A 25,990-nucleotide genomic window follows, 5' to 3' on the forward strand; every position below is an offset into this window, starting at 1 on the left:
CGCCGTCGGGGCCGGGACGAAGCCCCGAGCCCGACGGCGAACGGGGCGTCAGCCGACGCTGCCTTCCATCTGGAGTTCGATCAGCCGGTTCATCTCGACGGCGTATTCCATCGGCAGCTCCTTGACGAGCGGCTCGATGAACCCGGTGACGATCATGCCGCTGGCTTCGGCTTCGCTGAGGCCGCGGCTCATCAGATAGAACAGCTGGTCTTCAGCGATCTTGGAGACGCTGGCCTCGTGTTCGAGGGAGACGTCCGCTTCTTCGCACTCGATGTACGGGTAGGTGTCGGACTTGCTCTCCGGGTCGAGGATCAAGGCGTCACAGACGACGTTCGACTTCGAACCCGTCGCCCCGTCCATGACCTTTACCAAGCCGCGATAGGAGGCGCGACCGCCGTCCTTGCTGAGCGACTTGGAGATGATGCGAGACGACGTATTCGGCGCCGCGTGGACCATCTTGGCGCCGGCGTCCTGATGCTGGCCGGGGCCGGCGAAGGCGATCGACAGCGTCTCCCCGCGAGCCCCTTCCTCGAGCAGATGGCAGGCCGGGTACTTCATCGTCAGCTTCGAACCGAGGTTCCCGTCGACCCACTCCATCGTGGCGTCGCGGTACACGTGGGCCCGCTTGGTCACGAGGTTGTAGACGTTGCTCGACCAGTTCTGAATGGTCGAATAGCGGCAACGGCCCTCCTTCTTGACCACGATCTCCACCACGGCGCTGTGGAGCGAGTTCGAGCTATACGTCGGGGCGGTACAGCCTTCGACATAGTGAATGTTGGCGCCCTCGTCGACGATGATGAGGGTCCGCTCGAACTGGCCCATGTTCTCGCTGTTGATGCGGAAATAGGCCTGCAGCGGGAACTTGATGTGCACGCCCTTCGGGACGTAGATGAAGCTCCCGCCGCTCCAGACGGCGCTGTTGAGCGCGCTGAACTTGTTGTCGTCCGCGGGGATGACGGTCGCCCAATACTCGCGGAACAGGTCTTCGTGCTCCCGCAGGGCGCTGTCGGTGTCGGTGAAGATCACCCCCTGATCGACCAGGTCCTGCTGCAGCGAGCCGTAGACGACTTCGCTCTCGTACTGGGCCTTCACGCCGGAGAGGTACTTCTGCTCCGCCTCGGGGATGCCGAGCTTCTCATAGGTCTTGCGAATGTCTTCCGGCACGTCGTCCCAGCTGCGCTCCTGGCCGCTGCTGGCCTTCATGTAATAGAAGATGTCCTGGTAGTTGATCTGCTCCAGATCGCCGCCCCAGTGCGGCGTGGGCCGCTTCTCGAACAGCGCCAGGCTGTCGAGGCGATAGTCCCGCATCCACGCGGGTTCGTTCTTCATCTCCGAGATCTGCGCGACGATCTCCCGGTCCAGCCCCTTGCGGGATTTGAACGCATAGGTGTCCGTCTGATCGTGGAACCCGAAGCGATAATCGCCGAGATCCACGTCCGGCCGATCTTCGACGGGGGAGTCGAAGTCGCGGGCGGGCGAATCGGCGTTCGAAAGGTCGAGGGTGGCGGGCATGATCGTGCGTTCGATGGGAGGTCGTTCTAAAACGTCAATAACAATTCGGCGGCTCTGGACGCTGTCACGCGACTCCGGCCAACTCCGGCTCGGCGGCTTTGCGGGCGTCGGCCTCGGCGGCGACTTCGGGGTGCCGGTCGCGGACGCCGGCGTAGCCGTCGGTGTACAGCTCGGCGGCCAGTTCGGCGCCGCCGCTCTCCACGATCTTCCCGCCGAGCATCACGTGCGTGTGATCGGGCGTGTTGTAATGCAGCAGGCGGTCGTGGTGGGTGATGATCAGCACGCCCATTTTTTGCTCCTCGGCGAGCTTGGCGACGCCTTCGGAGACCACGTTGACCGCGTCGGTGTCGAGGCCGCTGTCGGTCTCGTCGAGGAACGCGAACCGCGGGCGGAGCATCGCCATCTGGAGGATCTCCATTCGCTTCTTCTCGCCGCCGCTAAAGCCCTCGTTGAGATAGCGGCGGGCGAAGGCACGATCGACGCTCAGTTCGTCCATCCGCTCGTACAGCTCGCGGCGGTACTCCCGCATGGAAATCAAGTCCCCGCCCTCTTTGCGGTCCGGGTTGCGAACGTTGGAGACGGCGTGCCGCAGGAAGTCCGCGACCTTCACGCCGGGGATCGTCACCGGATACTGAAAGGCGAGGTACAGCCCCTTACGGGCCCGCTGGTCGGCTTCCAGCTCGATGATCTCCTCGCCGTCCAGCTGCACGCTGCCTTGGGTAACGGTGTAGCCGGGGTGCCCGGCGAGGGCGTAGGCGAGCGTGCTTTTGCCGCTGCCGTTCGGCCCCATCAGGGCATGGACTTCGCTGCTGTTCAGCGTGAGATTCACGCCCCGCAGAATCGGCGTATCGCCGACGGAGACGTGCAGATCGGTAATTTGAAGGGTGCTCATAACGCTCAAAATCACTTCGCCGGAATCGAGCCGGGGCGGCCCGATCGAAACGCTGGGGAAAACGGGGGTCGCGTCGGTCGTTTAGACGGCCAACGGTCGGACGGTCACGGACTCGCCTGCCAACACCGGCAGGGCGACGCGACCGGAATGATGCGGGACGGGCAGACGATCGGCGGTCTCTCCTGACCGCTCGGCCCCTGCCGAATTCACCCCTGATCGCTTGGAGAGGGTGCGGGCGTTGATGCGGTCTTGCAGCCGCATGATTCCTTCCAACAACGCCTCGGGCCGCGGCGGGCAACCGGGGACGTACACGTCCACCGGCACCACCAGATCCACGCCTTTGACGACGTGATAGCCGTGCTTGAAGTACGGTCCGCCGCCGACCGTGCAGGCGCCCATCGCCATCACGTACTTCGGTTCGGGCATCTGCTCGTAGAGCCGACGGAGCCGCGACGCCATCTTATGGGTCACGGTGCCGGCGACGATCATCAGGTCCGCCTGACGGGGCGAGGCCCGGAAGGCGCCGCAGCCGAACCGTTCGAGGTCCACCCGCGGTCCGCCGATGGCCATCATCTCCATCGCGCAACAGGCGATGCCGAAGGTCATCGGCCAAATCGCGTTCGCCTGCCCCCAGTTGAGGGCTTGCGACAACGTCGTCAGCACAATGTTCTCTTCGAACCGACCCTCCAGCCACCCGCCGTCGGCGGGCTGGGAGGTCGGCGGGCCGGCTGATGACGAACCAGGGAACGCCGGGACGCCGGGATCGCCGGCGAAAGCTTCGGCGGGGACGGCGGCGATACTCATCGCGACACCTCCGCTTCGACGGAGCCGAGTTGGGTGAGGCCGGAGCCGTCGGGAGTGAACTCGCAGCAGGAGTCGCCGTCGCGGCAGCAACGGGTCAGCACGACGCCGGTTCCGAGGACGCGCTCGAACACCTTCTGTTCCAGCTCGCAGATCTGCGGGTCGTCCTCGGAGATATCCAGATAGGGGCAGTGATGCTCCCGCAGCACGGGTAGCGGGCCGGAGTCGTCGACTTCGACGGTGAAGCCATGCACCTGCAAAGCATCCCGCAGCCCCGCGAGCCGTTCCCGCAGCGCCCCCTTCCCGACCGAATCGCCGCCGTAGCGGGAGACGAGCGTGTCTTGAAGACGGCCGAACAGGAAGGAACGGGTGCGTTCGTCCTCGACCTCGGACAGCGCCGACCACATCGCGTCGGCGAGTTCCTGGTAGTTCGAACCGAGCGCCCGCTTGCCGTCCGCGGTGAGACCGTAGAGATGTTTCGGGCGACCGCGGCCGATCTTCACCGGCTGCCGATCGATCATTCCCGCGTCAGAAAGTCGGGAGAGGCGCTGGCGAACCGCGGTGGCGGTGACGCCGAGATCCTCGCACAATTCCTCAATCCCCGCTCGCGATCGCCGGTTCAGGCGGACGAGCAGAGTACGGTCGGCGGCGGAGACGGGGGTGCTCACACCTCTATCCTATGCAGGCCAAACGTTTCAACAACGGAGGGTGCGAGAAATGGCCTCCGTTCGACGCCTATTGAGACGCGATCCCAGGGGCAGCGGTTTTTTCCGGAGACTCGACCTGTCCCAAAAGGTCGGGGGGGCGTGCGGCGGGAGGGAACGCGGTCGAGAAGGCCACGCTTCCGGTGTCTCCCCGGCGCCGGCATGATGGTTCCCACCGACCGGCTCGCTCGCAGTCGTCGGTGTTCCTTGTTTCCAACACCCGCCCGCCCGGCCGATGCCGTTCAAGAAATCAGTCATCGCAATCGCAGTACTGTTCATCGTCGCGTCGATCGGCGTTCCCCTTTCCGCCGTCGGGGCTTCCCAGGATCGCCCGGACGATGCCGCTGAGGCCGCGACGGAACCCGTCGCCGTGCAGGGGGGAGAAGAAGTCGGCGAGGACGATGACGACGTCATCGATGAAGACGTGCGTGCGGAAATGGATCTTGCGGAAGGCGCCCTCCCCGCCGCGGCCGAGCAGGAACCGAGCGGCTGGATGCAGTCGATCGACGACGGCGCCGGTTACATCGCCGGCAAGGTCGCCACGGTGCTGTTCTACGACCTCAGTTCCCCGTTCTTCGACCCGCAGTTCAACGAGAACGGCGATCCGGTCCTCGATGAGAACGGCCGGCAGGTCGGCGCCCCGCTCGGACTCGCGGTCGTCGTGGTGATGCTGGTGACGGCGTCCATGTTCTTCACCGTGTACATGGGCTTTATCAACTTCCGCGCGTTCAAGCACGCGATTCTCGTCACCGCGGGCAAGTACGACGATCCGAACGACCCGGGCGAGGTCAGTCACTTTCAAGCGCTCACCGCGGCGCTGTCCGCGACGGTCGGTCTGGGAAATATCGCCGGCGTCGCGGTCGCCGTGGGAATGGGCGGGCCGGGTGCGGTGCTGTGGATGATCTGCGCCGGCTTCCTGGGAATGAGCGCCAAGTTCATGGAGTGCACCCTCGGGCAAAAATACCGCAAAGTTCGCTCCGACGGGAAGATCATGGGCGGCCCGATGTATTACCTGAAGGACGGGCTGAAGGAGATGAACCTCGGCCCCTTCGGCATTTTCCTGAGCGGCTTGTTCGCCCTGCTGTGCGTCTGGGCGAGCACGATGGGCGGCAACGCTTTCCAGGTGAACCAATCGCTGGGCGTGATCGGTGGGCAGATCGATCTCCTCAACCCGGAGACCGGCCATCCTTGGATCTACGGACTGTTCATGACGGTGGCCGTCGGGCTGGTGATCCTCGGCGGCATTACGCGGATCGCGGCGACGGCCGCGAAGATCGTCCCGACCATGTGCGGGGTCTACGTCGCCGCTTGCCTGTTCATCCTCGCGAGGAACGCTTCGGAAGTGCCCGCCGCGTTCGGCGAAATCTTCTCCCAGGCGTTGAACCCGGATGCCGCGTACGGCGGGTTCCTCGGCGTGCTGATCCTCGGCTTCCGACGGGCAGCGTTTAGTAACGAGGCCGGCGTCGGGTCCGCCGCGATCGCGCACAGCGCCGCGAAGAGCGAATACCCGGTGCGGGAGGGCGTCGTCGCCCTGCTCGAACCGTTCATCGATACGGTCGTCGTCTGCACGATGACGGCCTTGGTAATCGTGATCACCGGAGCGTACAACAATCCTGAACACGCTCATCTCGCCGCCGCGGACGGGGCGGCCCTCACGAGCGCCGCGATGGGCGAGCAGATCTCTTGGTTCCCTTACGTCCTGAGCGTCGCGGTGGTGCTGTTCGCGTTCAGTACGATCATCAGCTGGAGCTACTACGGCGAGCGGTGCTGGTGCTTCCTGTTCGGCGACAAGACGTCGATCGTCTACCGCCTGCTGTTCCTGGTGTTCGTGTTCCTAGGGTCGATCATCTCCGCTCGAAATGTGCTCGAACTGGGCGACCTCGCGATCTTGGGGATGGCGGTTCCGAACCTGATCGGCGTCGTGCTCCTCTCTCCGGGCGTTCGGCGGGATCTGACCGCCTACTGGACCAGCTACAAGAACGGAGAGATGGACATCCAAAACGACGCCAGCCGGGCCGCCAACAACCCGCCGGCGGCCTGATTTCCGTTGCGAGGCTCGAACTCGGGATGAAATAAGGGGCGGGTCCGCGATGGACTCGCCCCTTATTGTTTGCCGTTCGCTTGCAGCCGGGCGGCGGTTACCCCGCCCCGCCGATGCGTTCCAAGAGCATCGCACGGACCGTCTTGGGGTCCGCGCCGCTGACGGCTTTCAGCACCTGACCCATCAGCGGGCCGACGGCCTGTTGCTTGCCGTCGCGGACGGTTTCGATCGCGACTGCGTTCTTGGGGTTCGCGAGGGCGTCGTCGATCGCGGCTTCCAACTCGGCACCGCCGGTTACGGCGATCAGGCCGCGTTCGTCGATGATCGCGTCGACCGTCTCCGGCGTGTTCTGGCCACGGGGGCGCGACAGCAGGTCCGCATACACGTCGCGGGCCGCTTTGGTGTTCAGCTCGCCGGCGGAAACCCTCTTCAACAGGTGCCCCAGCGTGCCCGCGGGGATCGGGAACGTGTCGATCTCGTGGTTCAGCTCGGAGAGGTCGCGCAGCACGTCCTGCGTGCACCAGTTCGCCGCTCGCTTGCCGTCGTCGGCGGTCTGGGCGACCTCTTCGTAGTAATCCGCGAACGGTTTGCCGCGTTCGATGATCACGCCGGCGTCGTAGTCGCTCAGCTCCCAGACTTCGCCGATCCGCACGCGGCGGTCGGCCGGGAACTCGCCCAATTCGCCGCGGAGCGCTTCGATCGCTTCCTCGGTGAGCGTGACGGGCACGAGATCCGGGTCCGGGAAGTAGCGGTAGTCGGCCGCTTCTTCCTTCGTCCGTTGAGGAACCGTGACCTGGCGGTCGGGATCCCAGCCGCGGGTCGTCTTGTTGCCGGCGTTCAACGTCTCGCCGGTGCGAGCGAACTCTTCGAGCTGCCGCGTCCGTTCGAACTCGATCGCCGCTTCGACGCCGCGGAAGGAGTTGAGATTCTTCACCTCCGCAATCGGCGTGGCCTTCGCGCCGTCCGCGGTGGAGATCTTGAAGTTGACGTTCACGTCGCACCGCAGGCTGCCCTCCTGCATGTTGCAGTCGGAGACGCCCAGGTAGGTCAGCAGCAGTTTGAGCCGTTCGAGATACGCCTTGGCCTCCGCGGCGCTGCTCATGTCCGGTTCGGAGACGATCTCCACCAGCGGCGTGCCGGCCCGGTTGAGATCCACCTTGGAGACGCCGCCGGCGTGCATGTTCTTGCCGGCGTCCTCTTCGAGGTGGGCGCGGGTGATGCCGATCCGCTTCACGCCTTCCTCGGCGTCGATATCCAGCCAGCCCTCGCCGCAGACCGGCAGGTCGTACTGGCTGATCTGATAGCCTTTCGGCAGGTCCGGGTAGTAGTACTGTTTGCGGTCCCACTTGCAGAAACGGGCGATCTCGCAATTTAGCGCGAGTCCCACCTTCACCGCCATGCGGAACGCCGCGGCGTTCAGAACCGGCAGCGAACCGGGCAGGCCGAGCACCAGCGGGTCGGTGCGGGTATTCGGTTCGTCCGGGGCGAAGTCGGCGGCGCACCCGCTGAACAGCTTCGTCCGCGTGGCGAGCTGCGCGTGCACCTCAAGCCCGATCACCGCTTCGATGTCGCGGTCGTCGGGGAGGGAGCCGCGGCTCGGTTGATCAGCGCTGTGGGGGGCGTCGCTCACGGGGTCACCCCGGTCTGGTCCTGAAGCGGCGGCACCCGCGTGTGCCAATCGGTCGTAAATTCGTACATCCGGGCCGCCCGCAGCAGCTTCGGCTCGGACAACGCCGGCCCCAGCAGTTGCAGGCCGATCGGCAGGCCCTTGGAGAACCCGCACGGCAGCGACAGCGCCGGGATGCCGGCGAGGTTCGCGCTGATCGTGTAGACGTCCGACAGGTACATCGCCAGCGGATCGTCGGCGAGTTCGCCGATCGCGAACGCCGTGGTGGGCGTGACGGGCGAAGCGATCACGTCGCACTGCTCGAACGCGGCGTCATAGTCCTGCTGAATCAGGCGGCGAACCTTCATCGCCTTCAGGTAGAAGGCGTCGTAGTAACCGCTGGAAAGAGCGTAGGTGCCGAGCATGATCCGCCGCTTCACCTCGTTGCCGAACCCTTCGCCGCGACTGCGTTCGTAGAGTTCTTCCAGCGACCCGAATTTCTTCGCCCGATGGCCGTAGTGCACGCCGTCGTAGCGGGCGAGATTGCTGGACGCCTCCGACGGGGCGATGAGGTAATAGGTGGCGACGCTGTACTTGCTGTGCGGCAGCGTGACGTTCACCACCTCCGCGCCCAGGGAGCGGTAGGTCTCGATCGCCCCCTGCACCGCGTCGGCGACCTCCTTGTCGAGACCGACGTCGAAGTGGTCGGCCACCACGCCGACCCGCAGGCCCGCCAGCGGCTCATCCAGATCCGTGAGATAGTCGGGTACCGGATCCGACAGGCTGGTGCTGTCCAGCGGGTCGTGACCGGCGATGGTTTGCAGCACGGTGGCGGCGCCCCGCACCGTCCGGGCGAACGGGCCGATCTGATCGAGCGAACTCGCGAACGCGACGAGACCGTACCGCGACACCCGCCCGTACGTCGGCTTCAACCCGACCACGCCGCAGAAGGCCGCCGGTTGACGGATACTGCCGCCGGTATCGCTGCCCAAGGCGATTGGAGCCATGCCCGCCGCCACCGCCGCGGCGCTTCCGCCGCTCGAACCGCCGGGCGCCCGCACCGGATCCCACGGGTTGCGGGTGGGGCCGGCGACGGAGTTCTCCGTGCTGGACCCCATTGCGAACTCGTCGAGGTTCGTCCGCCCGATCGGAACGGCCCCGGCATCCAGCAGGCGTCGCACTGCCGTCGCCGTGTACGGCGGGCGGAAATTTTCCAGCATCCTGCTCGCGCAAGTGCAGGGTTCTCCCTCGATGCAGAGGTTGTCCTTGATCGCCACGGGGATGCCGGCGAGATCGGACTGACTACCCTCGGCGATTCTCCGGTCCGCATCCGCAGCCCACGCGGCGGAGCGTTCGGCGTCCGTATGCAGGAACGCTCGCACGGTTCCGTCGAGGGCGGCGATCCGCTCGGCGGAGGCTTGGGCCGCGGCGACGGCGGTGAGCCTCCCGGAACGAATCTCCGATGAGAGCTCCGCAGCGGTCGGGTAGGAGCTGGCAGGGTCAGGCGGCAAGGGCGTCGTCACTTCCCGCTCGGGGTGTCTGAACCGCCGAGGATCTGGGGCACGAGGAAAAACTCCCCGTCCGTCGCCGGGGCGTTGGCGAGCGCGGCCTCCCGCGGCAGCATCGGCGTGGGCACGTCTTCGCGAAGCACGTCTCGCACTTCGATGGCGTGGGCCATCGGCTCGACGTCAGCCGTGTCGACTTCATCGAGTAAATTCACGTAGCCCAGGATCGCCCGCAGTTGGTTCGTGAACGCCTTCAACTCGCCCGGCTTCACGGCCAGGCGTGATAGACGGGCGACGCGAGCGACGTCCTCCCGGGTGATCTGCGGATTTGCGGCGGGTTCGGCCATGCGCGGAGTGTCCGCCGAGCCTGCGACGGGTGCAAGCGGGACGGGGGTGTCGTCAGTCTGCGCGTGTCTCGGCACTCAGGGAGTGTCAGAACTGCAACGCCCCTGTGTTGCAAGAGGCGCTTTGCAGATTCTCCGAGGTCGCTCGGGAGAAGCCGGGGGAACTCTTCGGGTGCTAAGGGATCTACCGTGCCGGGTCTTGGCTATACGGGACAGGGAGTTACGTCGAATCAACCCCTCTCGTGCCGCTTCGTGCCGGGATTGGCACACCCCATGCGTAATAGCTTTTCCGTTACCGACAGCCCGCAACGCCGCGAGCCGTCGCCTTCCACTGCGGCTGACCTCGCCGCCTCACGAAAGACAGCACGATGCTCGTTCTCACCCGTAAGTCCGACGAGTCGATCCGCATTGGCAACGACGTTGTCATCAAAGTGATTCGCACCGGCAAGGGCACGGTGAAGCTGGGGATCGAAGCCCCCGGCGACGTCCGCATCCTCCGTGGCGAACTGGTGGACGCCGCGGAGCCGGTCGCCGCGGACGCCGACGAAGACGACGACCACCCGTTCACCTTCGAAACGGACGAAGAGTTCGCCCTCCCGATCAGCGTCGCCTGCGGCGGGTACGTCGCCCTGCCCGCGATGGCCTGACGCCCCCGAGTTTCTCCCCCTCATCTCCCCGGGCCGCCTGGCCCGCATCAGCAAGGATTCTGACGCGATGAACGTCCCCCGCTCTTTTTACCAGTACAACGGCCGCACCGCCCCGGTCGCTCGCCCCAAGGCGAAAATCGGCTTCACGGTCGGCTCGTTGATCGAGCTGGCGGCCCTCGGATTCGCCCTGCTCGTCCCGGCGGTGGCCCTCGGCCAGGATCGGACCGCCTACGACTTCGGTCCTGATCCGACCGCGACCGCCTACGATTCGAACGGCGGCTACAACCGCGGCGGCTATGAGCCGCAGACCCCGACCTACGACTACCGCGACCAGTACGTCCCGGAGCCGACCCGCGCCGCCCCGAAGGCGACGCCGAAACCGCAGCCGAGCGTCGCGGATCGCCTGGCCTACCGCTACGACGATCCGAAGGTCGTGCGGTTCGCCACGGGCAGCGGCTGGACCCGTCTGGTCAACCTGTATCGCGAGAGCAGCCAGCTGATCGACGCCCGCCACCGCGCTCCGAACAGCTACGCCGACCGCGTCGCCCAGGCGCTGGAGAACCTGAATGAAGCCGTCGGCAACGACTCGTTCCGCCGTGCCCACAGGGTCACCGCCAATGCTCAGCAGGTGCAGAGCTTCCGCAGCCGGCTGTCGGGGATGAACGCCCGCAACGTGCGGAACCAGACCGACGCCCTCGAAGTGATGCGTCAGACGGCGAGCCTGGCCCAGAACGACCTTGGCCTGAGCGCCGATGCGGTCGCCGCGGAGTTCCTGTTCGGCGCCGTCGAATCGCTCGACAAGTACAGCGGATTCCTGCCCAGCGACAGCCGCGTCGGCTACGGAGCGGACCTCACCGTGATCCCCGCCGTGACCGCTGGGCCCCTGGACACCAGCGTCGTTGGGTTGGGCGTGGAACTGAAGGAGCATGACCGGGGCGTGGTGATCGTGAAGCCGCTGGCCGGCGGCCCGGCCGCCGCGGCGGGGCTGAAGCGGGGCGACGTGATCACCAAGGTCGACGGCCAGGATCTCGCCGGCCGTGGACTGAACGGCGCCGCCGACCTAATCGTCGGCCGTGAGGGCACCACCGTCCAACTGCGGGTGATGCGGGACAACCGCTTCGGCACCTTCAACCTGCGGCGTGCCCGGGTCGAACTGAAGACCGTTAGCGTGGTCGAACTGATGACTGCCCCGGACGGCTCCAAAGTCGGCTACCTGAAGCTGGACCGCTTCGCCGCCACGACCCAGACCGAACTCGACGCCGCCCTGTGGCAGCTCTACCAGAGCGGAATGAAGAGCTTGGTGATGGACCTTCGCGGCAACCCCGGCGGCCTGCTGGATCAGGCGATCTCCGTCAGCGACACCTTCCTGCCGAACGGCACGATCGTCAGCACCCGGGGCCGTCTCGCTGAGGACAACATGTCGTCTGCCGCCAAGAAGAGCCGCACCTGGAAAGTCCCGATGGCGGTGATCGTCGACGACGGCTCGGCCAGCGCCAGCGAAATCTTCGCCGCCGCCATCCAGGACAACCGCCGTGGCGTGATCGTCGGTCGGAACTCCTACGGCAAAGGCACCGTGCAGACTCACTTCCCCGTCCGCACCGTCTCCGGCGACCTGAAACTGACGACCGCCCTGTTCTACAGCCCCAGCGGTCGCCAGATGGCTGAAGAAGGCGTTGCCCCGGACGTGACCGTCACCGAAGACCGCGAAATCCTGCCGCTGGACCGCGACGCCGACGTGCTCGCCGCCTTGAAAGCCGCCAGCAGCCGTGAAGCCGCCACGATGGCCGCGACCCCCGGCGCCGCTCGGTAACGAACCCTGAGACATCCGCCCACTCCAAGATGGAGTGCGGAACGTCTTCCCCCGGTGAAGCGAAACGGCGAGCTGAGAGTCGAGAGTGAGTCATCTGCCCGGCGTCCGCGGCCATCAAGAAGCTGGCCCCCGACAGCGTGCAGAACAACTGGCTTCGCCAGGATTTCCAAATAACAAGAAATCAGGAATCAGGTCTGATCGAGCCGAGCGGGGGGAAACAGTCCCCGAGTGAATGTAGGGAACTCTACGGTCGTTCGCGGTCGCAACAGGCTCAGGCCAAGTCATGAACGAGCTGCCCCCAGAACGCCTTGCCCGCTGCATTTTCGTGGCGTCCTGCCTCGGCGCACTGCCGCCTATGCTGCTGCCGGCCCTTGCATTCGAGAGATTCGGCTACGGTGCGGTTGCGGGCGCCGCCGCCGTGAGCGTATTGGCGTCAGTCCTCATTGCCGCGCTCGTCGGGATCCCCGCACAGGCACTGGTAGAACGATGGGCGGAACGTGCCGATGTCCACCCGAGGCAGGCGGAGCGGATCGGATTGCTTTTCGGGTTCGTCTCCGGCGGCGGCGTCGGCTTCCTCGCACTGGTGCTGCCAGGCGTACTGATCAATACCATGTTTCCGGGGCATTGATCTTCCGCTGACACACAGCGGGCTGACGCCCGCCGCTCGCCGGCACTTTGGTTCTTGGTTCCTTGCGTCTTGGAGCTTTGCCTACGGTAGCTCGTGCCCCATCTTCTCCCGCTTCGTGGCGAGGTACTTCTCGCGGGTCGGCTCCGGCGGGGCGATGATGGGGACCTGTTCGACGACCTCCAACCCCATTGCGGAACTGACGAACGATTCCCGCTTCTTCGGGTTATTGGTCAGCAGACGAATCTGGGTGAGGCCGAGATCTTTCAGGATCTGCAGGCCGACCATGTAGTCTCGCTGGTCGGCTTTGAAGCCGAGCTTGTGGTTTGCCTCCACGGTGTCCGCCCCCGCGTCCTGCAGTTCATACGCTTTGAGCTTCGCCGTGAGGCCGATGCCGCGGCCCTCCTGCGGGAGATAGACCACCGCCCCCCGCCCCGCTTCGTGGCAGCGGGTCATTGCGAGGTGCAGCTGGTCCCCGCAGTCGCAGCGGAGTGAATCGATGAGATCCCCCGTGAAGCAGGAGGAGTGCATCCGCACCAACGGCGGTTCGCCGGCTTCCTCGCTCAGGTCCCCCCACACCAGGGCCACCGGTTCCTGGGCCTGATGTTCGACCCGGTAGGCGATCACCGTCGGCGTGCCGTACTGGCGAGTGGGGATGGGCACTTCCGCCTCTCGCGTCACGAGTCGCTCTCGTGAGGTGCGGTACTTGATGAGGTCTTCGATGCTGACGACCGGCGTGCCGTGCTCCGCGGCGAGCCGTTGCAACTCCTCCCCCCGTGCCATCCCGCGACCGTCGCTGGAGACGATCTCGATCAGGCAGCCCACCTGCGGTAGCCCCGCGAGGGCCATCAGGTCGGTGACGGCCTCGGTATGCCCCGCCCGCCGCAGCACGCCGCCCGGCTTGGCGAGCAGCGGGAAGATATGGCCGGGCTTCACGAAGTCCGAAGCGACGCTCCGCGGGTTCGCCATCTCCCGCAGCGTGCCGGCGCGGGCCTCCGGCGACACGCCCGTGCCAGCGGAGACGTGATCAATCTGCACCATGAACGGCGTGCGATGCGGCGCCGTGTTCGCGGACTCTTCCACGATCGGCCGCAGATCGAGCCGCTCCGCGGTCTCCTTCGTGACCGGCGCGCACAGCACGCCGCGGCCGTGGCGGACCATGAAATCGACCGTGTCCGCGGTGATCGTGGAGGCCGCGGCGACGAAATCGCCCTCGTTCTCACGCTCGTGGGCATCGACGACGATGATCGCCCGGCCGGCTTTCAGCGCGGCCAGCGCGTCCTCGATGGAATCGCGGCGTTCAGGGGTGGCGGACTCGCTCATACGGGCATGGTAGACCGGCAGGCCGGTTCGTCCGAACGAGTCGTCATTCTGTCGGCGACAAGCGAACCGTGGGCGGATCGTCTGCACTCAGCGACCAGTCCAATGGCAGCAAGGCGCTGCGGATCGGCGCCCCGCCGGGTTCCGTGACGCCGTCCGCGGTCAATGCCCCATCGGTCAACCGGTACCGGGAGAGCCGCCATGGCTCGCGGTCCAGCATCCAAAGCTCCCGCACGCCGACCGAGGCGTAGAACGGCAATTTTTCCAAAGCGAGATCGCCTTCGGAGAGCACCTCCACCGCGAGATCCGGTCCGCCGAGCCAATGGCTGCCCTTCGCCTCTGCTGGGTTCCCGGGAAGAAACAACAGGACATCGGGGCAACGGTAGTTCTTCGTCCAGTCGTCAGCGCGATCGGAGACGTTCGCTCCGGGTTGCACGCGCCCTTCACTCCCGGAGTCATCCAAGTGGCGATTGAGTTGATAGCAGATGCGATCAACGCAGTCCTGATGCTCCAATCCTGGCAGCGGCATGAAGATGTACCTTCCGTCCCAAACTTCGTCGTACCGGTCCAGTCCGCTCCGACGGCGTTCGTCCAACGCCTGACGGGCGAAGAGCGGGTCTTGAATGAGCGGGCCGGACTGCGGGACCCGCACGGGCGTGGCGGCGATCATGAGGTCAGTCTATCCGCCACCGCCCACGGGTGGGTCGCGGGTTTCGGTGCGATTCGTCACCATCCGGCGTTCGCCCCGCAGATCGTCCCGAAGACCGTCCGATGCCGACCGAAACCGCCGCCGACCGCATCCTTTCCGGCCTCGAAGCGGCGCCGATCCTGGATCCGCACTCGCACATCAATCCGCACGCGCCGACCAGCGAAACCCTCGCGGACATCCTCGGCTACCACTACTACACCGAACTCGCCCGCTCGTCCGGGCTGGCCAAGGAACAGATCGAACCGAGCGCCGGGCCGCTGGATCCGAAGCAACTCGTCGCCAATCTCGTGCCGACGCTGGAGCGGTTGGACAACACCGTGCAGGTGTCTTGGTTCACCGAGCTGGCCCAGACGTTCTTCGGCTGGGAGCACGAGTGCCTGACCCGCGACAACTGGGAGGCGCTCTACGACGAGTCCGCCAAGCAGATGGCGGCGCCGGGCTACACCGACCGCGTCATCAAGCAGACGAACCTCGAAAAGGTCTTCCTGACGAACGACTTCGACGACCCGCTGGACGGCTTTGACACCGACTTCTACGTCCCCTGCCTACGGACGGACGACCTCGTATTCAAACTGCATACCCCGGAGGTCCGCGAGCGGCTGGCGAAGGCGACTGGGGTGGAGGTCGGCGACGCGGACAGCCTGCGGGCCGCGATCCGCAAGCTGTTTGAGCACTTTACAGCGAAGGGGGCACGGGCGTGCGCGATCTCGCTGCCGCCGTGGTTCGAGCCGTCGGCCGGCTATGACTCCACAATAGCTCGACATATTGCAGCGGGAGAGCTCGGCCACGTCCCGGGGGAGGACGGTGAACTGCGGCCGGAATTGTATTCGTTCGTGTTCCGCACCCTCGCCGAGCACTGCCGGGAGTTCGGTCTCCCGTTCGATCTGATGATCGGCGTGAACCGGAACGTCTATCCGGACGGCGTGCATCAGGGCCGCGATCTGTACGACAGCCGGTGCTCGCTTAAGCAGTACGCCGACCTGTTCAACGCCTTCCCGGAGGTGACGTTCCCCGTCAGCGTGCTGGCTCCGACGCTCAATCAGGAACTCGTCAGCTACGCCTGGATCTTCCCGAACGTCGTGACGAGCGGGCACTGGTGGTACTCGAACATTCCCGCGCACATCGCCAACGATCTGCGGGCCCGCCTGCAGGCCGTGCCGGGGGACAAGCAGATCGGGTACTACTCCGACGCTTACAAGCTGGAGTTCGTGCTGCCGAAGTTCGCGATGTACCGCCGCATCCTCGCCAAGGAGCTGTTCGCCGAGTATTGCGAGGGACGCGGGTGGGGCGAGGAGCGGGCCGTCGAACTCGGTTTGAAGGTCTTGCGGGGGAATTCGGAGCGGCTGTTCCGAGGATGAAGTAGAGTCGGCGAGTGAATCGGAGTTCGCCGAGCGGTATCTTCGCGAGCCTGCCGCGGTCCGTCTGCCTCGCCCCCCGCCCCGCCGATGCCCAAGCTCGTCCTTCTGCAGGGAGAGACCCCCGATTCCCGCCGGCTCACCGGCGGCGAAGCGGTCGTCGGTCGGCATCCGAACGTCGACGTGCAGATCGACAGCAACATGGTCTCCCGCCGCCACGCGCGGTTGTTCCAGCGATCCGGCGAGGACGACTGGACGCTCGAAGACCTCGGCAGCGGCAACGGCACCTTTCTCAACGGAAAGCGAATCGCCGAGCCGATCGTGCTGAACACCGGCGACCGCCTGAAATTCGGTCCGGTTCTGGCTCGCTTCGAAGACGAGTCCAAGGAGAAACCGCCGGCGCCGGATCTCGAGTCGGCCTTCGCCTTCGCCCTCACGGACGAGGGCCCGGAAGGGGCGACGGTTACCGGCAGCGCTTCGGCCGGCAGCGGCTACGGTCTGCTGGACGTCCGGCCGCAGCAGAAGCTCGAAGCGGTCATCGGCATCGCCCGCGATCTCGCCGCCGCATCCGCCGCGGACGACGTCGCCGGTCTGCTCCCGCAGATCCTGCAGACGCTGTTCAACATCTTTCCCGGCGCCGACCGCGGCGTGATTTTGCTCCGCAAAGGCGGCGACCTGAGCGCCGGCTTCTTCCCCGCGGCCCAGAAGCAGCGGCAGGCGGGGGAGGATTCCACGGTCAAGATGAGCCGCGCGATTCTTCGCAAGGTGGTCGAAGAGAAAGCCGGTTATCTCTCCGCGGACGCCAGCAGCGACAGCGTATTCGACGCTAGCGAGAGCATCTCCAGCCTCGCGATCCGTTCGATGATGAGCGTGCCGATGCTGTCGCTCGACGGGGACGTGACCGGCGTCATCCACCTCGACACGCAGAACCCGATCACGCAGTTCAAGGAGGAAGACCTCGACCTGCTGCAGGCCGTCGCCGGTCAGGCCGCGATGAGCTACGAGAGTCATCGCCTGGTGGTGGCGGCGCTGCAGAAGCGGAAGCAGGATTCCGAAATGCAGATCGCCAAACGGGTGCAGCAAACGCTGCTGCCCACGGATTTGCCCCGTCACGACGGCTACAGCTTCTTCGCCAGCTACGACGCCGCTCAGGCGGTCGGCGGCGACTACTACGACGCGTTCACGCTCGCCGACGGGAAGATCGCCCTGGCCTTCGGCGACGTCGCGGGCAAAGGCGTACCGGGCGCCCTGCTCATGGGACGCATGAGCGCCTGCGTGCAAAGCGTGCTGGCGAACGTGCACGAAGCCGGCGAGGCCTTCTCGCAGATCAATTCGCACATGTGTCGCAACATGGCCGAGGGGCGGTTCGTGACCTTCGTGCTCGTGCTGCTCGACCCGGAGACCGGCCAGATCGACGTCGTGAACGGCGGCCACATGAGCCCGCTCTTCCGCGGCGCCGACGGCAGCTTCTTTGAGTTCGACGACGAAACGGTCGGCGTCCCCGTCGGCGTGGTCGACGGCTATCCCTACGAGACCGTCTCCCGCACGATGCAGCCGGGCGAGACGGCCCTCATCATCACGGACGGAGTCGACGAAGCGATGAACCCGGCCGGCGATCTGTTCACCAAAGCGAGGGTGAAAGACTTTCTGATGAATGGGCCCGCCGACGCCGCCGAACTCGGTCGAGCGTTGCTGAAAGAGGTCCGCACGCACGCCGCCGGCCGTGAGCAGAACGACGACATCACCATCATGACCTTCGGCCGCCGCGCATAACAAACGCCCCGCTCGCCGCCCTCTTCAAGAGGATGGCGAACGGGGCGCGGTGCAATACTCCGTACGGGATTTGAACCCGTGTCTCCGCCGTGAGAGGGCGGTGTCCTGGGCCGGGCTAGACGAACGGAGCCTGCGTTGGGCTGAACCGAACCAATACGTTCGGTCGCTCAGGACAGCCGTACTCTACAGGGACACCGCGGATCGTCAATCGGTTCGGCACGAGACGGCGGCACGAACGACCGGAGGAGTTCAGGCCGTGTGCGTCACGCGGATCACGCTGTGCAGACCGCCGCGCGGCGTCCAATTCGCTTCCAGCTCCAGCTCTTTTGGCTTCAGCAGGCGGATCAGTTCGTCCGCGATCTGATTCGTGACCGCTTCGTAGAACGCCCCGTGGTTGCGGAAGCTCTGGTAGTACAGCTTCAAGCTCTTCAGCTCGACGCACTGCTCCGTCGGCAGATACCGCAGCGTCAGCGTGCCGAAGTCCGGATGACCGGTCTTCGGGCAGACGCTGGTGAACTCCGGGGCGACGTGCGTGATCTCGTAATCCCTCGCGGGATACGGGTTCTCGAACGTCTCCAACAGGTCCGGCCGCGGACGGTCGTAGAGGAACTCAGACACGTGTGACGAAACTCCAAACTCAAGAAATCAAGAACCAAAGACGGCCGCGAACGGCGAAGGGATCGTAACTCGTTTGATTCTTGATTTCTTGGTCTTGAAGCTTCCCCGTTCACGCCACCTTCGCGCGGGCCGGTTCGGTCGCCACGGGGGCGGCACTTGCCGGCCGGGTGTTCTTGCGGTTCATCAACCACAGCAGCACGGGGCTGGCGACGAACAGCGAGGAGTAGGTCCCGATCAGGATGCCGACCACCAGGCAGTAGGCGAAGCCGTGGATGCCCTCGCCGCCGAAGGCGTAGAGGATGCCGACCACGATCAGCGTGGTGACGGAGGTCAGCAGCGTCCGCGACAGCGTCTGGTTGAGGCTGCGGTTGACGATGTCCGGCGTCAGCCCCGGGTTCTTTCCGCGGACCTCGCGGATGCGGTCGAACACGACGATCGTGTCGTTCAGGCTGTACCCGATGACCGTCAACAGGGCGGCGATCATTGGCAGGTTCAGCTTGAACTCTTCCAATCCGAGCCATCCGACCGCGGCGCCGGCGTTCAGCCCGCCGACCAGCCAGTTGGCCAACGCGACGGCGCCCAGCACGAACAGCACGTCGTGCACCAACGCCACGACGGCCGCGAGGCCGAAGTCGACCCGCTGAAAGCGAAGCCAAATGTAGGCGACGATCGCCACGAGGCTGGCGAGGACCGCCAGAATCGCGGACCGCTGCATCTCGCCGGCGACGGCGCTGTCGAAGCTGTTCACCTCGTCGAACACCGGGCTTTCCGCCAGGTGATCGGTCATGCCGGCCAGGGCGGCCGCGAACTGTTCGTCAGAGACGGCGCCGGTCGCGATCACGCGGATCGTCTCGTAGCTGCCGGCCTCGCCGACGCCGCCGGAGGCTTCGCCCCGGCCGCGGACGGTGTAAGGAGCCGTCGGGTCGTCCATCGGCTGACCGGCGGCCGCCATCAACGCGGCCGTCGCATCGCCCATCTCCCGCAGTACGGTGGCCGTGCCGATCGGTTCGGAGAACGTCACGTCGACCCGTTTCCGGCCGGGTTCGTCGAGCGCTTCCGGCTCGGTGGCGTTTTCGACCGTCACGCGACGGACGTTGACGGTGCCGGTCGCCTCGAAGGCCCGAGCGACGAGAGTGGCCACGCTGGTGGCGCCGCCGTACGCCTCCGGATTGTCCTCCAACTGGCGATCACGCAGCGTCGTGCGAACGCGGAACCGCTTCCCGGCCTCTCCGGGGGCGTCGCTATCGAGTTCGAGCCGTTCGACGGACACGTTCCCCCGGAACGCTTCCAACGCTTCCAGGTCGTCCTTCACCTCCGCGGCGCTCTCCGACTGGTCCAACTGGAACGTCACCATCGTCCCGCCGCGGAAATCGATATCGAGGAGGTTCGCTCCACGAGTCGCGATCAGGCCGATGCCCAGCAGCAGCACGATCGCCGAGGCGGTCAGCGACAGTTTCGACTTGCCGACGAAGTCGATCGCCGTGCTGCCGACCACGCTGAACATGTTGAATTTCTTCACCCAGCGCTTCCGCTCCATGATGTCGCAGAGCAGCCGGCCGAAGTAGAGGGCCGTGAACATCGAGGTCACGATCCCAATGAACAGCGTCACGGCGAAGCCGCGGACCTGGTCGGTGCCGATCAGGAACAGGATCAGCGCCGTGATCAACGTCGTGACGTTGGCGTCGACGATCGTCGTGAACGCTTTCGCGAAGCCGTTCTGAATGCTCATCCGCAGCGAACTGCCGCGGGCCTGTTCCTCTCGGATACGTTCGAAGATCAGCACGTTGGCGTCCACCGCCATACCGATCGTCAACACGATGCCCGCGAGACCCGGCAGGGTGAACGTCGCTTCGATCAGGCTCATCACCCCCAGCACAAGGATGAGGTTGAGCACCAAACAGAGGTCGGCGACCAGTCCGAGGACCAAGTAGTACGCCGCCATGAAGATCAGGACGACGACGCCCGCCCCGAGGATGCTGTAAACGGCCTTCTTGACGGTGTCCTCGCCCAGCAGCGGGGAAACGGTGAATTCGCTGACGGGCGTCGGATCCAGCGGGACTTCCAAGGCGCCGGCGTTGAGGACGTCGACGATTTCATCCACTTCGGATTCAGTGAAGTCGCCGGTGATGACGCCGCTGCTGGAGATCACGCCGTTGATGCCCGGGGCGCTGCGGACTTCCTCGTCCAGCACGACCGCGAGGCGCTTGCGGAGCGCGTCGGTCGACAGGTTCGCCGCCGTCAGGGACTGGAACCGGAAGGCGCCCTGCGTGTTGAAGCTGAACGAGACCTGCGGGGTGCCGTCGTCCGGGTTGCGGGAGTTGCGGGCCCGCACGAGGAAGCTGCCGTCCACCTCTTTGCCCGGCCGTGACAGCACGGTCAGCACCTGCGGGCGGATGCCCTCGAAGGGCCCTTCGGCGATTTCCGCGGGCGGTTGATCGAGGATCTGGCCGTCGGCGTCGACGAAGCGAAACGCGTTGATGCTGCGGGGGTCGAACGCGTCTTCCAGCGCCAGCGAGCCGTCGTTGTTCCGGCCGATGTCTTTCCAGGCCGCGGCGGGGTTCGGGCCGCGGGTGACGACCCGTTCGGTCCCGGACAGGGCCCGAGCGCGATCGACGAGGTCACGGTGCTCGGAGTCGTTCGCGAGGATCAAGAACTCGAGGTTCCCCAGCGTGGTCGCGGCACGGCGGAGGCGTTCGACCTTCTCCGGGTCGGCGCCGGGCACGATCAGTTCGATGCGGTCCTGCCCGACGCGGCGAACGGTGACCTCTTCGGTCCCCGACGGATTGATGCGCTTGCCGATCGCGCCGACCATCCGGTCCATCACCTCGCCGGTGATCTCTTTGCCGGTGCCTTCGGGACCGAGCTTCTCCCGGTCGACCTGGAACACCATGTTCGTTCCGCCGGCGAGGTCGATGCCGAGCTTCAGGCTGTGCTTGACGCCGTCCATGAACGGGTCGCCGTTCTTCTGGGCGGCGAAGCCGTTGAAGAGAAACGGCGTGACGCCCAGAGCCGCGAGGAACAGCACGAGTCCCAGCCGCATTGGCACGTCCTTCATCCGCCACGCCCGGCCGACGAAGTAGCTGATGAGAAAGGGGATGATGAACACCGCGGCGACCACCAGCCCGGTGATCCACGCGGAGATCCCCTCCTCTTCCTCGTTGGCGGCGCCGCCCGGGCTGAGGTCTCCGTCGATCGTTTCCTCGGCTTGATCGCCCGGAAGCGTCGCGGGATCGCCGTCGAGGACGTCTTCTTCGTTCAGGCCCCCCTCGGCATCATCCTCCACGGGATCGTCGGCGAGCTCCGCGGCGGTGGGACCGGCCGGATCGGCGAGGTCGTTCACCTGAGCCGACGCCGTCGGGGCGGACGCCGCCGCGATCAGGCAGAGCAGCAGAGCGAGCAGGACCCCGGCGGGCGGGTGGATCGAGCGGGAAAGTCGCGCGGGGAGCGGCAGCGGAAGCGTCATGTCGTTTTCGGTCTCGTCCTGAGCCGCCCGCGGGCGGGGGATCGATCGGCGAATGCCGGGCGATCCCGTTATTGACAGCGAAGTTGATCGGGTTGGGCCGTGCCGCGGCGTCGAACGGCACGAACTCAGACGCGCAGCCGGCGGGCGGGCCGCGCACTCTAGTTTTCCGGGCCGAACCGAACAACCCGCACGCGGCCTGCCGACCGGCTGGACGGTTTCACGCCCCGTTCTGCGTGCGGACAGGGTCGCCGGGCGGCGGGTTGGTGGCCGCAACGTTCGCCCCAGCCCCCCACTTCGCCAACTCCGCCGCCGCGAACGCCTCCGCCTCGCCTCGTTCGATCGCCGCCCGCAGATCGGCGAGCAGCCGGTGATAGAACCGAAGGTTGTGCAGCGACAGCAGGATCGGGGCGAGCATCTCGCCGGCGAGGAACAGATGCCGCAGCGTTCCTCGGCTGAACGCGCCGGCCCCGCCCCGCCGGCAGGCCGGGCAATCGCAGGCCGCGTCGATCGGCGCGGTGTCCCGGGCGTGGACGGCGTTCTTGATTTTCAGCACCCCGCCGGAGGTGAACACGCTGCCGTTCCGACCGTTTCGAGTCGGCATGACGCAGTCGAACAGATCGACGCCCCGCATCACCGCGTTCACCAGATCGGCCGGCGTGCCGACACCCATCAGATAGCGGGGCTTCTCGCGCGGCAGCAGCGGCGTGGTCGCTTCGAGGGTGCGGTACATCTCCGCGGGGGCCTCGCCGACGCTCAAACCGCCGATCGCATAGCCGGGGAAGTCCAGCGGCAGCAGGCCCTCCGCGCTCCGGGCCCGCATCGCCGGATCGACGCCGCCCTGCAGAATGCCGAACAACGCCTGCGGATCGCCGCCCGCGGTCAGCCGGTCCAGCTCGTTCCAGCGATCGCGGCAGCGGGTCGCCCACCGCGTCGTGCGATCGACCGCGTCGGCCATCTTCGCCGGCTCGCAGGGCAGCGGGGGGCACTCGTCGAGGCACATCATCACGTCCGCGCCCAGCTTCGCCTGGATGTCGACGCTGTCCTCCGGCCGCATGAACAGCTTCGACCCGTCGACGTGGGAGACGAACCGCACCCCCTCCTCCGTCATCGTCGCCAGATCGGCGAGGCTGAAGACCTGAAACCCGCCGCTGTCCGTGAGGATCGGCCCCTCCCAAGACATCACCGCATGTAGACCGCCCAGGTCCGTGATGACGTCCGCCCCCGGCCGCAGCGCGAGGTGGTAGGTGTTCGCCAGGATCTGCGAGGAGCCGATCGCGGCGAGCTGCTCCGGCATCACCCCCTTCACCGACCCGGCGGTGCCGACCGGCATAAAGGCGGGGGTTCGCACGTCGCCGTGCGGCGTGCTCCAGACGCCGGCCCGGGCGTCGCCGTCGGTGGCGGCGAGATCAAACGCGAAAGGGTCGGGCATCAAAACGCGTTCAAATCACCGCGGGCGGCCGCATCCAGCATGCCCAGATAACGGAAGACCATACTGAAAATCAGCCAGACGATGAACGCGGCCACGATCGACCACACCAGCCACCCCACCGCGGCGGAGAGGGTCGTGAGGCTGCGGCGGGCATCGGCTTCGAGGTCCGGGCTGATGCGGTCCAGCATCTCCGGCACGCTGCCGGACGCCTCCGCCACGTCGACCATCGACAGGTATTCGGCGGGGAACAGCTTCGTCGCGGCCAGCGATTCCGTCAGTTCGGCGCCTGCGCTGACCTCCGCCCACACCTGCGGAGCGGCCGCGGCGTAAGCGCCGTTCTCCGTGGCGTTGAGGCTCGCCATCAGCGAGTTTCGCATATCCATCCCGGCGTTCTGCGTGAGGGCGAACGCCCAACTGAACCGGGCCAGGGCGAAGTTTTGCAGGCACTTCCCCACCACGGGGACGCCCAGCAGCAAGGCGTCGACGGACCGCCGCCAGCGCAGCGACTGCTTGCCGACCTGATAGATCAGAACGCCCCCCCCGGCGATCGCCGCCGCCGTGCCGAACCAGATCGTCGCCCCGCTGGCGCCGATCAGTCCGAGGCCGAGCGTGTCCGTCTTCCCGTCGCCGATCTGCCCAAGCAACCAGATCACGAAGCCGATCACGAACACCGCGACCACCAGCTGAAACACCGGCCAGGCGATCTGCGCGAGAAACGCCTTCTTCAACCGCAGCAGGTTGTCGTAGTGCTCGGCGAGACTGCGGAGCACCTCGGGGAGATGCCCGGTTCCCTCCGCGATCTGCACCAGTTCGATAAACAGTCGCGGGAAGGCACCGTCGGCGTTGCGGAAGGCGACGTGCAGTTCCTCGCCTCGCTTCACGGCCGTGGAAACCTCCTCGAGTCGCTTGGAGAGCCGGAAGTCGCCCGACTTGGATCCCGCGACGGAGAGCGCCTTCAGCAGCGTGACGCCGCTGTCCAGCAGCGTCGCCAGCGAGCGGCAGAGCCGGGCGAGCGTGGAGAGCGGCAATCGGCGGGAGAACATCATTCGCATGGTAACGCCGCCGGACGCACAATCCGCCCATGACCGATTCTTCCCCGCCGCCGCCGACCTTCGATTTTCTGCAACTGGCCGGCAAACCGGTCCTCGTTACCGGCGTGGCGAACAAAAAGAGCGTCGGCTGGCACACCGCTAAACTGCTGGCGGAGGCCGGGGCCGAGGTGAAGCTCGCCGTGCACACCGCCGAGCGCCGGGAGAAGGTCCGCAAGTTCTGCGGCGATCTGCCGGTGTTCGTCTGCGACGTGGCGGATCAGAACTCGATCGACGCGCTGGCGGCGGACCTCGCGGATGATCTGGGCGAGACGCCGCTCGCCGGGCTGGTGCACAGCGTGGCGTACGCGGACTACTCCGCCGGCTGGCTCCCCTTCCACGAAACGCCCCGCGCGGCATTCCTGCAGGCGGTCGATATCTCCTGCTTCTCGCTGACGGCCCTGTCGAACGCCCTGTCCGATCGCCTCGATCCCGAGACCGGCAGCGTGGTGACGATCTCGATCTCCACCACCCGAATGGCCGCGGAGAACTACGGCTACATGGCTCCGGTGAAGGCGGCGCTGGATTCCTCCGTCTGCTTCCTCGCCAAGAGTTTCTCCCAGTTCAGCAAGGTGCGGTTCAACGCGGTCGGGCCGGGACTGCTGAAGACGCAAAGCTCCGCCGGCATCCCGGGGTATCTCGACAGCTACCTCTTCGCGGAGCGGGCCACGCTGCGGCACGAAGCGGTGACGACGCCCGAGGTGGCGAACGCCGTGGCGTTTCTACTCAGTCCGCGGTCCAGCGGCGTCAACGCCCAACACCTGACGATCGACGGCGGAATGGGCGTGAACTACTTCGACGCGGACCTCGTGCGGGACGCCGTGCGGTAGAGGATCGAATAGCTGGTTCCGCTCCCGCAGACGCTTGCGGTTTCGCAGCGCCCCGGAGACTGATCGACGCTGCGAAACCGCAAGCGACGCCTGAATCTCAAGAGTGTGCGAACCTCGCCCCGGCGCTCAGGCGGCGACGCGGGGGAACTTCAGGGTGAAGCAGGTGCCGCGGCCGATCGCGCTTTCGACCCGGATGCGGCCGCCGTGCGCTTCGATCACGTCGCGACAGAGCGGCAGGCCGAGGCCCGTCCCCCCCCCGGAGCCGCTGCCGAGCGTTTTCGTGCTGTAGAACGGCTCGAAGATCTTGGGCAGCGCGTCACGGGGGATGCCGGCGCCGGTGTCGCGGACGCTCAGTTCCGCCATGCCGTCGGCTTCGTTGTCGGTCAGCGTGAAGGTCATCAGCCCGCCGTCCGGCATCGCCTGCCGGCCGTTCAGGATCAGGTTCACCAACACCTGCTGCACCTGCGGCACGCAAACGCTGGCCCGCGGTTCGCCGTTTGCGTCGGTCTGCATGCGGACGCGGTGGGCTTGAAGATCCTTGCCGGTCAGCATCAGCACGTCGTCGAGCAGAGCGCTCAGCTTGACCGTGTCCCGCCGGTCCTCGCCGCCGCGGGCGAAGGAGAGCATTGATTCGCTGATTTTCGCGGCCCGCTCGCCCGCTTCGAGAATGCGGGTGAAGGCTTTGACGACGTGCGGATCGTCGGACCGCTTCAATCCGATCTTGGCGTAGTTCAACGTCGTCATCAGTACGTTGTTGAACTCGTGCGTGACGGAGGCGCTGAGCTGCCCCACCGCGGCGAGCCGCTCCGCGTCGCGCAGGCGGGCTTTGAGGGCGTCATTCTCCGCTCGCAGGGCGGTCGTTGCGTCTGCGGTCCGGAGGTCGCTGGCTGGGTCGGCGGCGTGAGCGAGGGTCGTCAT

At 66.3% G+C, this 25,990-nt stretch carries 21 protein-coding genes and 1 tRNA gene; 7 read left to right on the forward strand and 15 right to left on the reverse strand.

Annotation, left to right across the window (positions count from 1 at the left end; all coding sequences use genetic code 11):
- Positions 1 to 48: 48 nt before the first annotated feature.
- The 4 genes from sufB to LzC2_RS03335 all read right to left on the reverse strand — a co-directional run bounded on the left by sufB (position 49) and on the right by LzC2_RS03335 (position 3,873).
- Entirely contained in the window at positions 49 to 1,512 is a 1,464-nt protein-coding gene (sufB, locus tag LzC2_RS03320; RefSeq protein ID WP_171183729.1) for a Fe-S cluster assembly protein SufB, read from the reverse strand.
- A 64-nt stretch (positions 1,513 to 1,576) separates the two neighbouring features.
- Positions 1,577 to 2,404: a Fe-S cluster assembly ATPase SufC gene (sufC, locus tag LzC2_RS03325; protein ID WP_171183732.1), complete on the reverse strand. Its 828-nt coding sequence runs from the start codon at positions 2,402 to 2,404 to the stop codon at positions 1,577 to 1,579.
- Between the two features lie 81 nt (positions 2,405 to 2,485).
- Positions 2,486 to 3,208: an NADH-quinone oxidoreductase subunit B gene (locus tag LzC2_RS22035; protein ID WP_171183734.1), complete on the reverse strand. Its 723-nt coding sequence runs from the start codon at positions 3,206 to 3,208 to the stop codon at positions 2,486 to 2,488.
- A complete protein-coding gene (locus LzC2_RS03335; protein WP_171183737.1) occupies positions 3,205 to 3,873 on the reverse strand; it encodes a helix-turn-helix transcriptional regulator in 669 nt (222 codons plus the stop codon). The genes LzC2_RS22035 and LzC2_RS03335 overlap by 4 nt, the downstream gene beginning before the upstream one ends.
- Positions 3,874 to 4,144: 271 nt before the next feature.
- Between LzC2_RS03335 and LzC2_RS03340 the strand changes: the two genes are divergently transcribed.
- Complete coding sequence (locus LzC2_RS03340) at positions 4,145 to 5,950, forward strand: alanine/glycine:cation symporter family protein (protein ID WP_246254712.1); 1,806 nt, start codon at positions 4,145 to 4,147, stop codon at positions 5,948 to 5,950.
- Between the two features lie 97 nt (positions 5,951 to 6,047).
- On the opposite strand, the gene gatB is transcribed toward LzC2_RS03340, so the two are convergent.
- Genes gatB through gatC form a run of 3 tightly spaced genes read right to left on the reverse strand, consistent with a single transcriptional unit; the run spans position 6,048 to position 9,408 of the window.
- Positions 6,048 to 7,517 carry an Asp-tRNA(Asn)/Glu-tRNA(Gln) amidotransferase subunit GatB gene (gatB, locus tag LzC2_RS03345; RefSeq protein ID WP_171183807.1) on the reverse strand — a complete coding sequence of 490 codons (1,470 nt, stop codon included), beginning with the start codon at positions 7,515 to 7,517 and terminating at the stop codon, positions 6,048 to 6,050.
- Positions 7,518 to 7,576: 59 nt separating this feature from the next.
- Positions 7,577 to 9,067, reverse strand: a complete 1,491-nt coding sequence (gene gatA, locus LzC2_RS03350; protein ID WP_171183809.1) for an Asp-tRNA(Asn)/Glu-tRNA(Gln) amidotransferase subunit GatA — start codon at positions 9,065 to 9,067, stop codon at positions 7,577 to 7,579.
- Positions 9,068 to 9,075: 8 nt separating this feature from the next.
- The gene (gatC, locus tag LzC2_RS03355) at positions 9,076 to 9,408 is read right to left on the reverse strand and encodes an Asp-tRNA(Asn)/Glu-tRNA(Gln) amidotransferase subunit GatC (RefSeq protein WP_171183739.1); all 333 of its coding nucleotides are present in this window, start codon (positions 9,406 to 9,408) and stop codon (positions 9,076 to 9,078) included.
- A 365-nt stretch (positions 9,409 to 9,773) separates the two neighbouring features.
- Between gatC and LzC2_RS03360 the strand changes: the two genes are divergently transcribed.
- The 3 genes from LzC2_RS03360 (at position 9,774) to LzC2_RS03370 (ending at position 12,490) form a co-directional block, all read left to right on the forward strand.
- Positions 9,774 to 10,052: a carbon storage regulator gene (locus LzC2_RS03360; RefSeq protein WP_171183740.1), complete on the forward strand. Its 279-nt coding sequence runs from the start codon at positions 9,774 to 9,776 to the stop codon at positions 10,050 to 10,052.
- 67 nt (positions 10,053 to 10,119) lie between these two features.
- Positions 10,120 to 11,862 (forward strand): S41 family peptidase, encoded by a 1,743-nt coding sequence (locus LzC2_RS03365; RefSeq protein ID WP_171183742.1) that lies wholly within the window; start codon positions 10,120 to 10,122, stop codon positions 11,860 to 11,862.
- Between the two features lie 283 nt (positions 11,863 to 12,145).
- The gene (locus LzC2_RS03370) at positions 12,146 to 12,490 is read left to right on the forward strand and encodes a hypothetical protein (protein WP_171183744.1); all 345 of its coding nucleotides are present in this window, start codon (positions 12,146 to 12,148) and stop codon (positions 12,488 to 12,490) included.
- An 81-nt stretch (positions 12,491 to 12,571) separates the two neighbouring features.
- Here the strand turns inward: LzC2_RS03370 and ribA are convergent, their stop codons facing one another.
- Both ribA and LzC2_RS03380 read right to left on the reverse strand, forming a co-directional pair.
- Positions 12,572 to 13,810: a GTP cyclohydrolase II gene (gene ribA, locus LzC2_RS03375; RefSeq protein WP_171183746.1), complete on the reverse strand. Its 1,239-nt coding sequence runs from the start codon at positions 13,808 to 13,810 to the stop codon at positions 12,572 to 12,574.
- A 43-nt stretch (positions 13,811 to 13,853) separates the two neighbouring features.
- Entirely contained in the window at positions 13,854 to 14,477 is a 624-nt protein-coding gene (locus LzC2_RS03380; protein ID WP_171183747.1) for a Uma2 family endonuclease, read from the reverse strand.
- Between the two features lie 101 nt (positions 14,478 to 14,578).
- On the opposite strand from LzC2_RS03380, the gene LzC2_RS03385 reads away from it, so the two are divergent.
- Both LzC2_RS03385 and LzC2_RS03390 read left to right on the forward strand, forming a co-directional pair.
- A complete protein-coding gene (locus tag LzC2_RS03385) occupies positions 14,579 to 15,874 on the forward strand; it encodes a glucuronate isomerase (RefSeq protein WP_171183749.1) in 1,296 nt (431 codons plus the stop codon).
- Between the two features lie 87 nt (positions 15,875 to 15,961).
- Positions 15,962 to 17,644, forward strand: coding sequence for a SpoIIE family protein phosphatase (locus tag LzC2_RS03390; RefSeq protein WP_171183751.1), 1,683 nt, complete (start codon positions 15,962 to 15,964; stop codon positions 17,642 to 17,644).
- 55 nt (positions 17,645 to 17,699) lie between these two features.
- Here LzC2_RS03390 and LzC2_RS03395 read toward each other — a convergent pair.
- The 5 genes from LzC2_RS03395 to LzC2_RS03415 all read right to left on the reverse strand — a co-directional run bounded on the left by LzC2_RS03395 (position 17,700) and on the right by LzC2_RS03415 (position 24,197).
- Positions 17,700 to 17,774 (reverse strand) — tRNA-Glu (locus LzC2_RS03395).
- A 119-nt stretch (positions 17,775 to 17,893) separates the two neighbouring features.
- On the reverse strand, positions 17,894 to 18,262 hold the full coding sequence (gene queF / locus LzC2_RS03400; protein ID WP_171183754.1) for a preQ(1) synthase: 369 nt from the start codon (positions 18,260 to 18,262) through the stop codon (positions 17,894 to 17,896).
- A gap of 109 nt (positions 18,263 to 18,371) precedes the next feature.
- Positions 18,372 to 21,725: a protein translocase subunit SecD gene (gene secD, locus LzC2_RS03405; RefSeq protein WP_194362313.1), complete on the reverse strand. Its 3,354-nt coding sequence runs from the start codon at positions 21,723 to 21,725 to the stop codon at positions 18,372 to 18,374.
- 217 nt (positions 21,726 to 21,942) lie between these two features.
- On the reverse strand, positions 21,943 to 23,154 hold the full coding sequence (gene tgt, locus LzC2_RS03410; RefSeq protein WP_171183756.1) for a tRNA guanosine(34) transglycosylase Tgt: 1,212 nt from the start codon (positions 23,152 to 23,154) through the stop codon (positions 21,943 to 21,945).
- Complete coding sequence (locus tag LzC2_RS03415; protein WP_171183757.1) at positions 23,154 to 24,197, reverse strand: type II secretion system F family protein; 1,044 nt, start codon at positions 24,195 to 24,197, stop codon at positions 23,154 to 23,156. Before LzC2_RS03415 ends, tgt begins: the two co-directional genes overlap by 1 nt.
- Before the next feature lie 38 nt (positions 24,198 to 24,235).
- Here LzC2_RS03415 and LzC2_RS03420 point away from each other — a divergent pair, with 38 nt between their 5' ends.
- Positions 24,236 to 25,072, forward strand: coding sequence for an enoyl-ACP reductase FabI (locus LzC2_RS03420; protein ID WP_171183760.1), 837 nt, complete (start codon positions 24,236 to 24,238; stop codon positions 25,070 to 25,072).
- A 126-nt stretch (positions 25,073 to 25,198) separates the two neighbouring features.
- Here the strand turns inward: LzC2_RS03420 and LzC2_RS03425 are convergent, their stop codons facing one another.
- Positions 25,199 to 25,990 carry a sensor histidine kinase gene (locus LzC2_RS03425; protein ID WP_171183763.1) on the reverse strand — a complete coding sequence of 264 codons (792 nt, stop codon included), beginning with the start codon at positions 25,988 to 25,990 and terminating at the stop codon, positions 25,199 to 25,201.

The sequence above is a fragment of the Alienimonas chondri genome, from assembly GCF_013036045.1.
Lineage (GTDB): Bacteria > Planctomycetota > Planctomycetia > Planctomycetales > Planctomycetaceae > Alienimonas > Alienimonas chondri.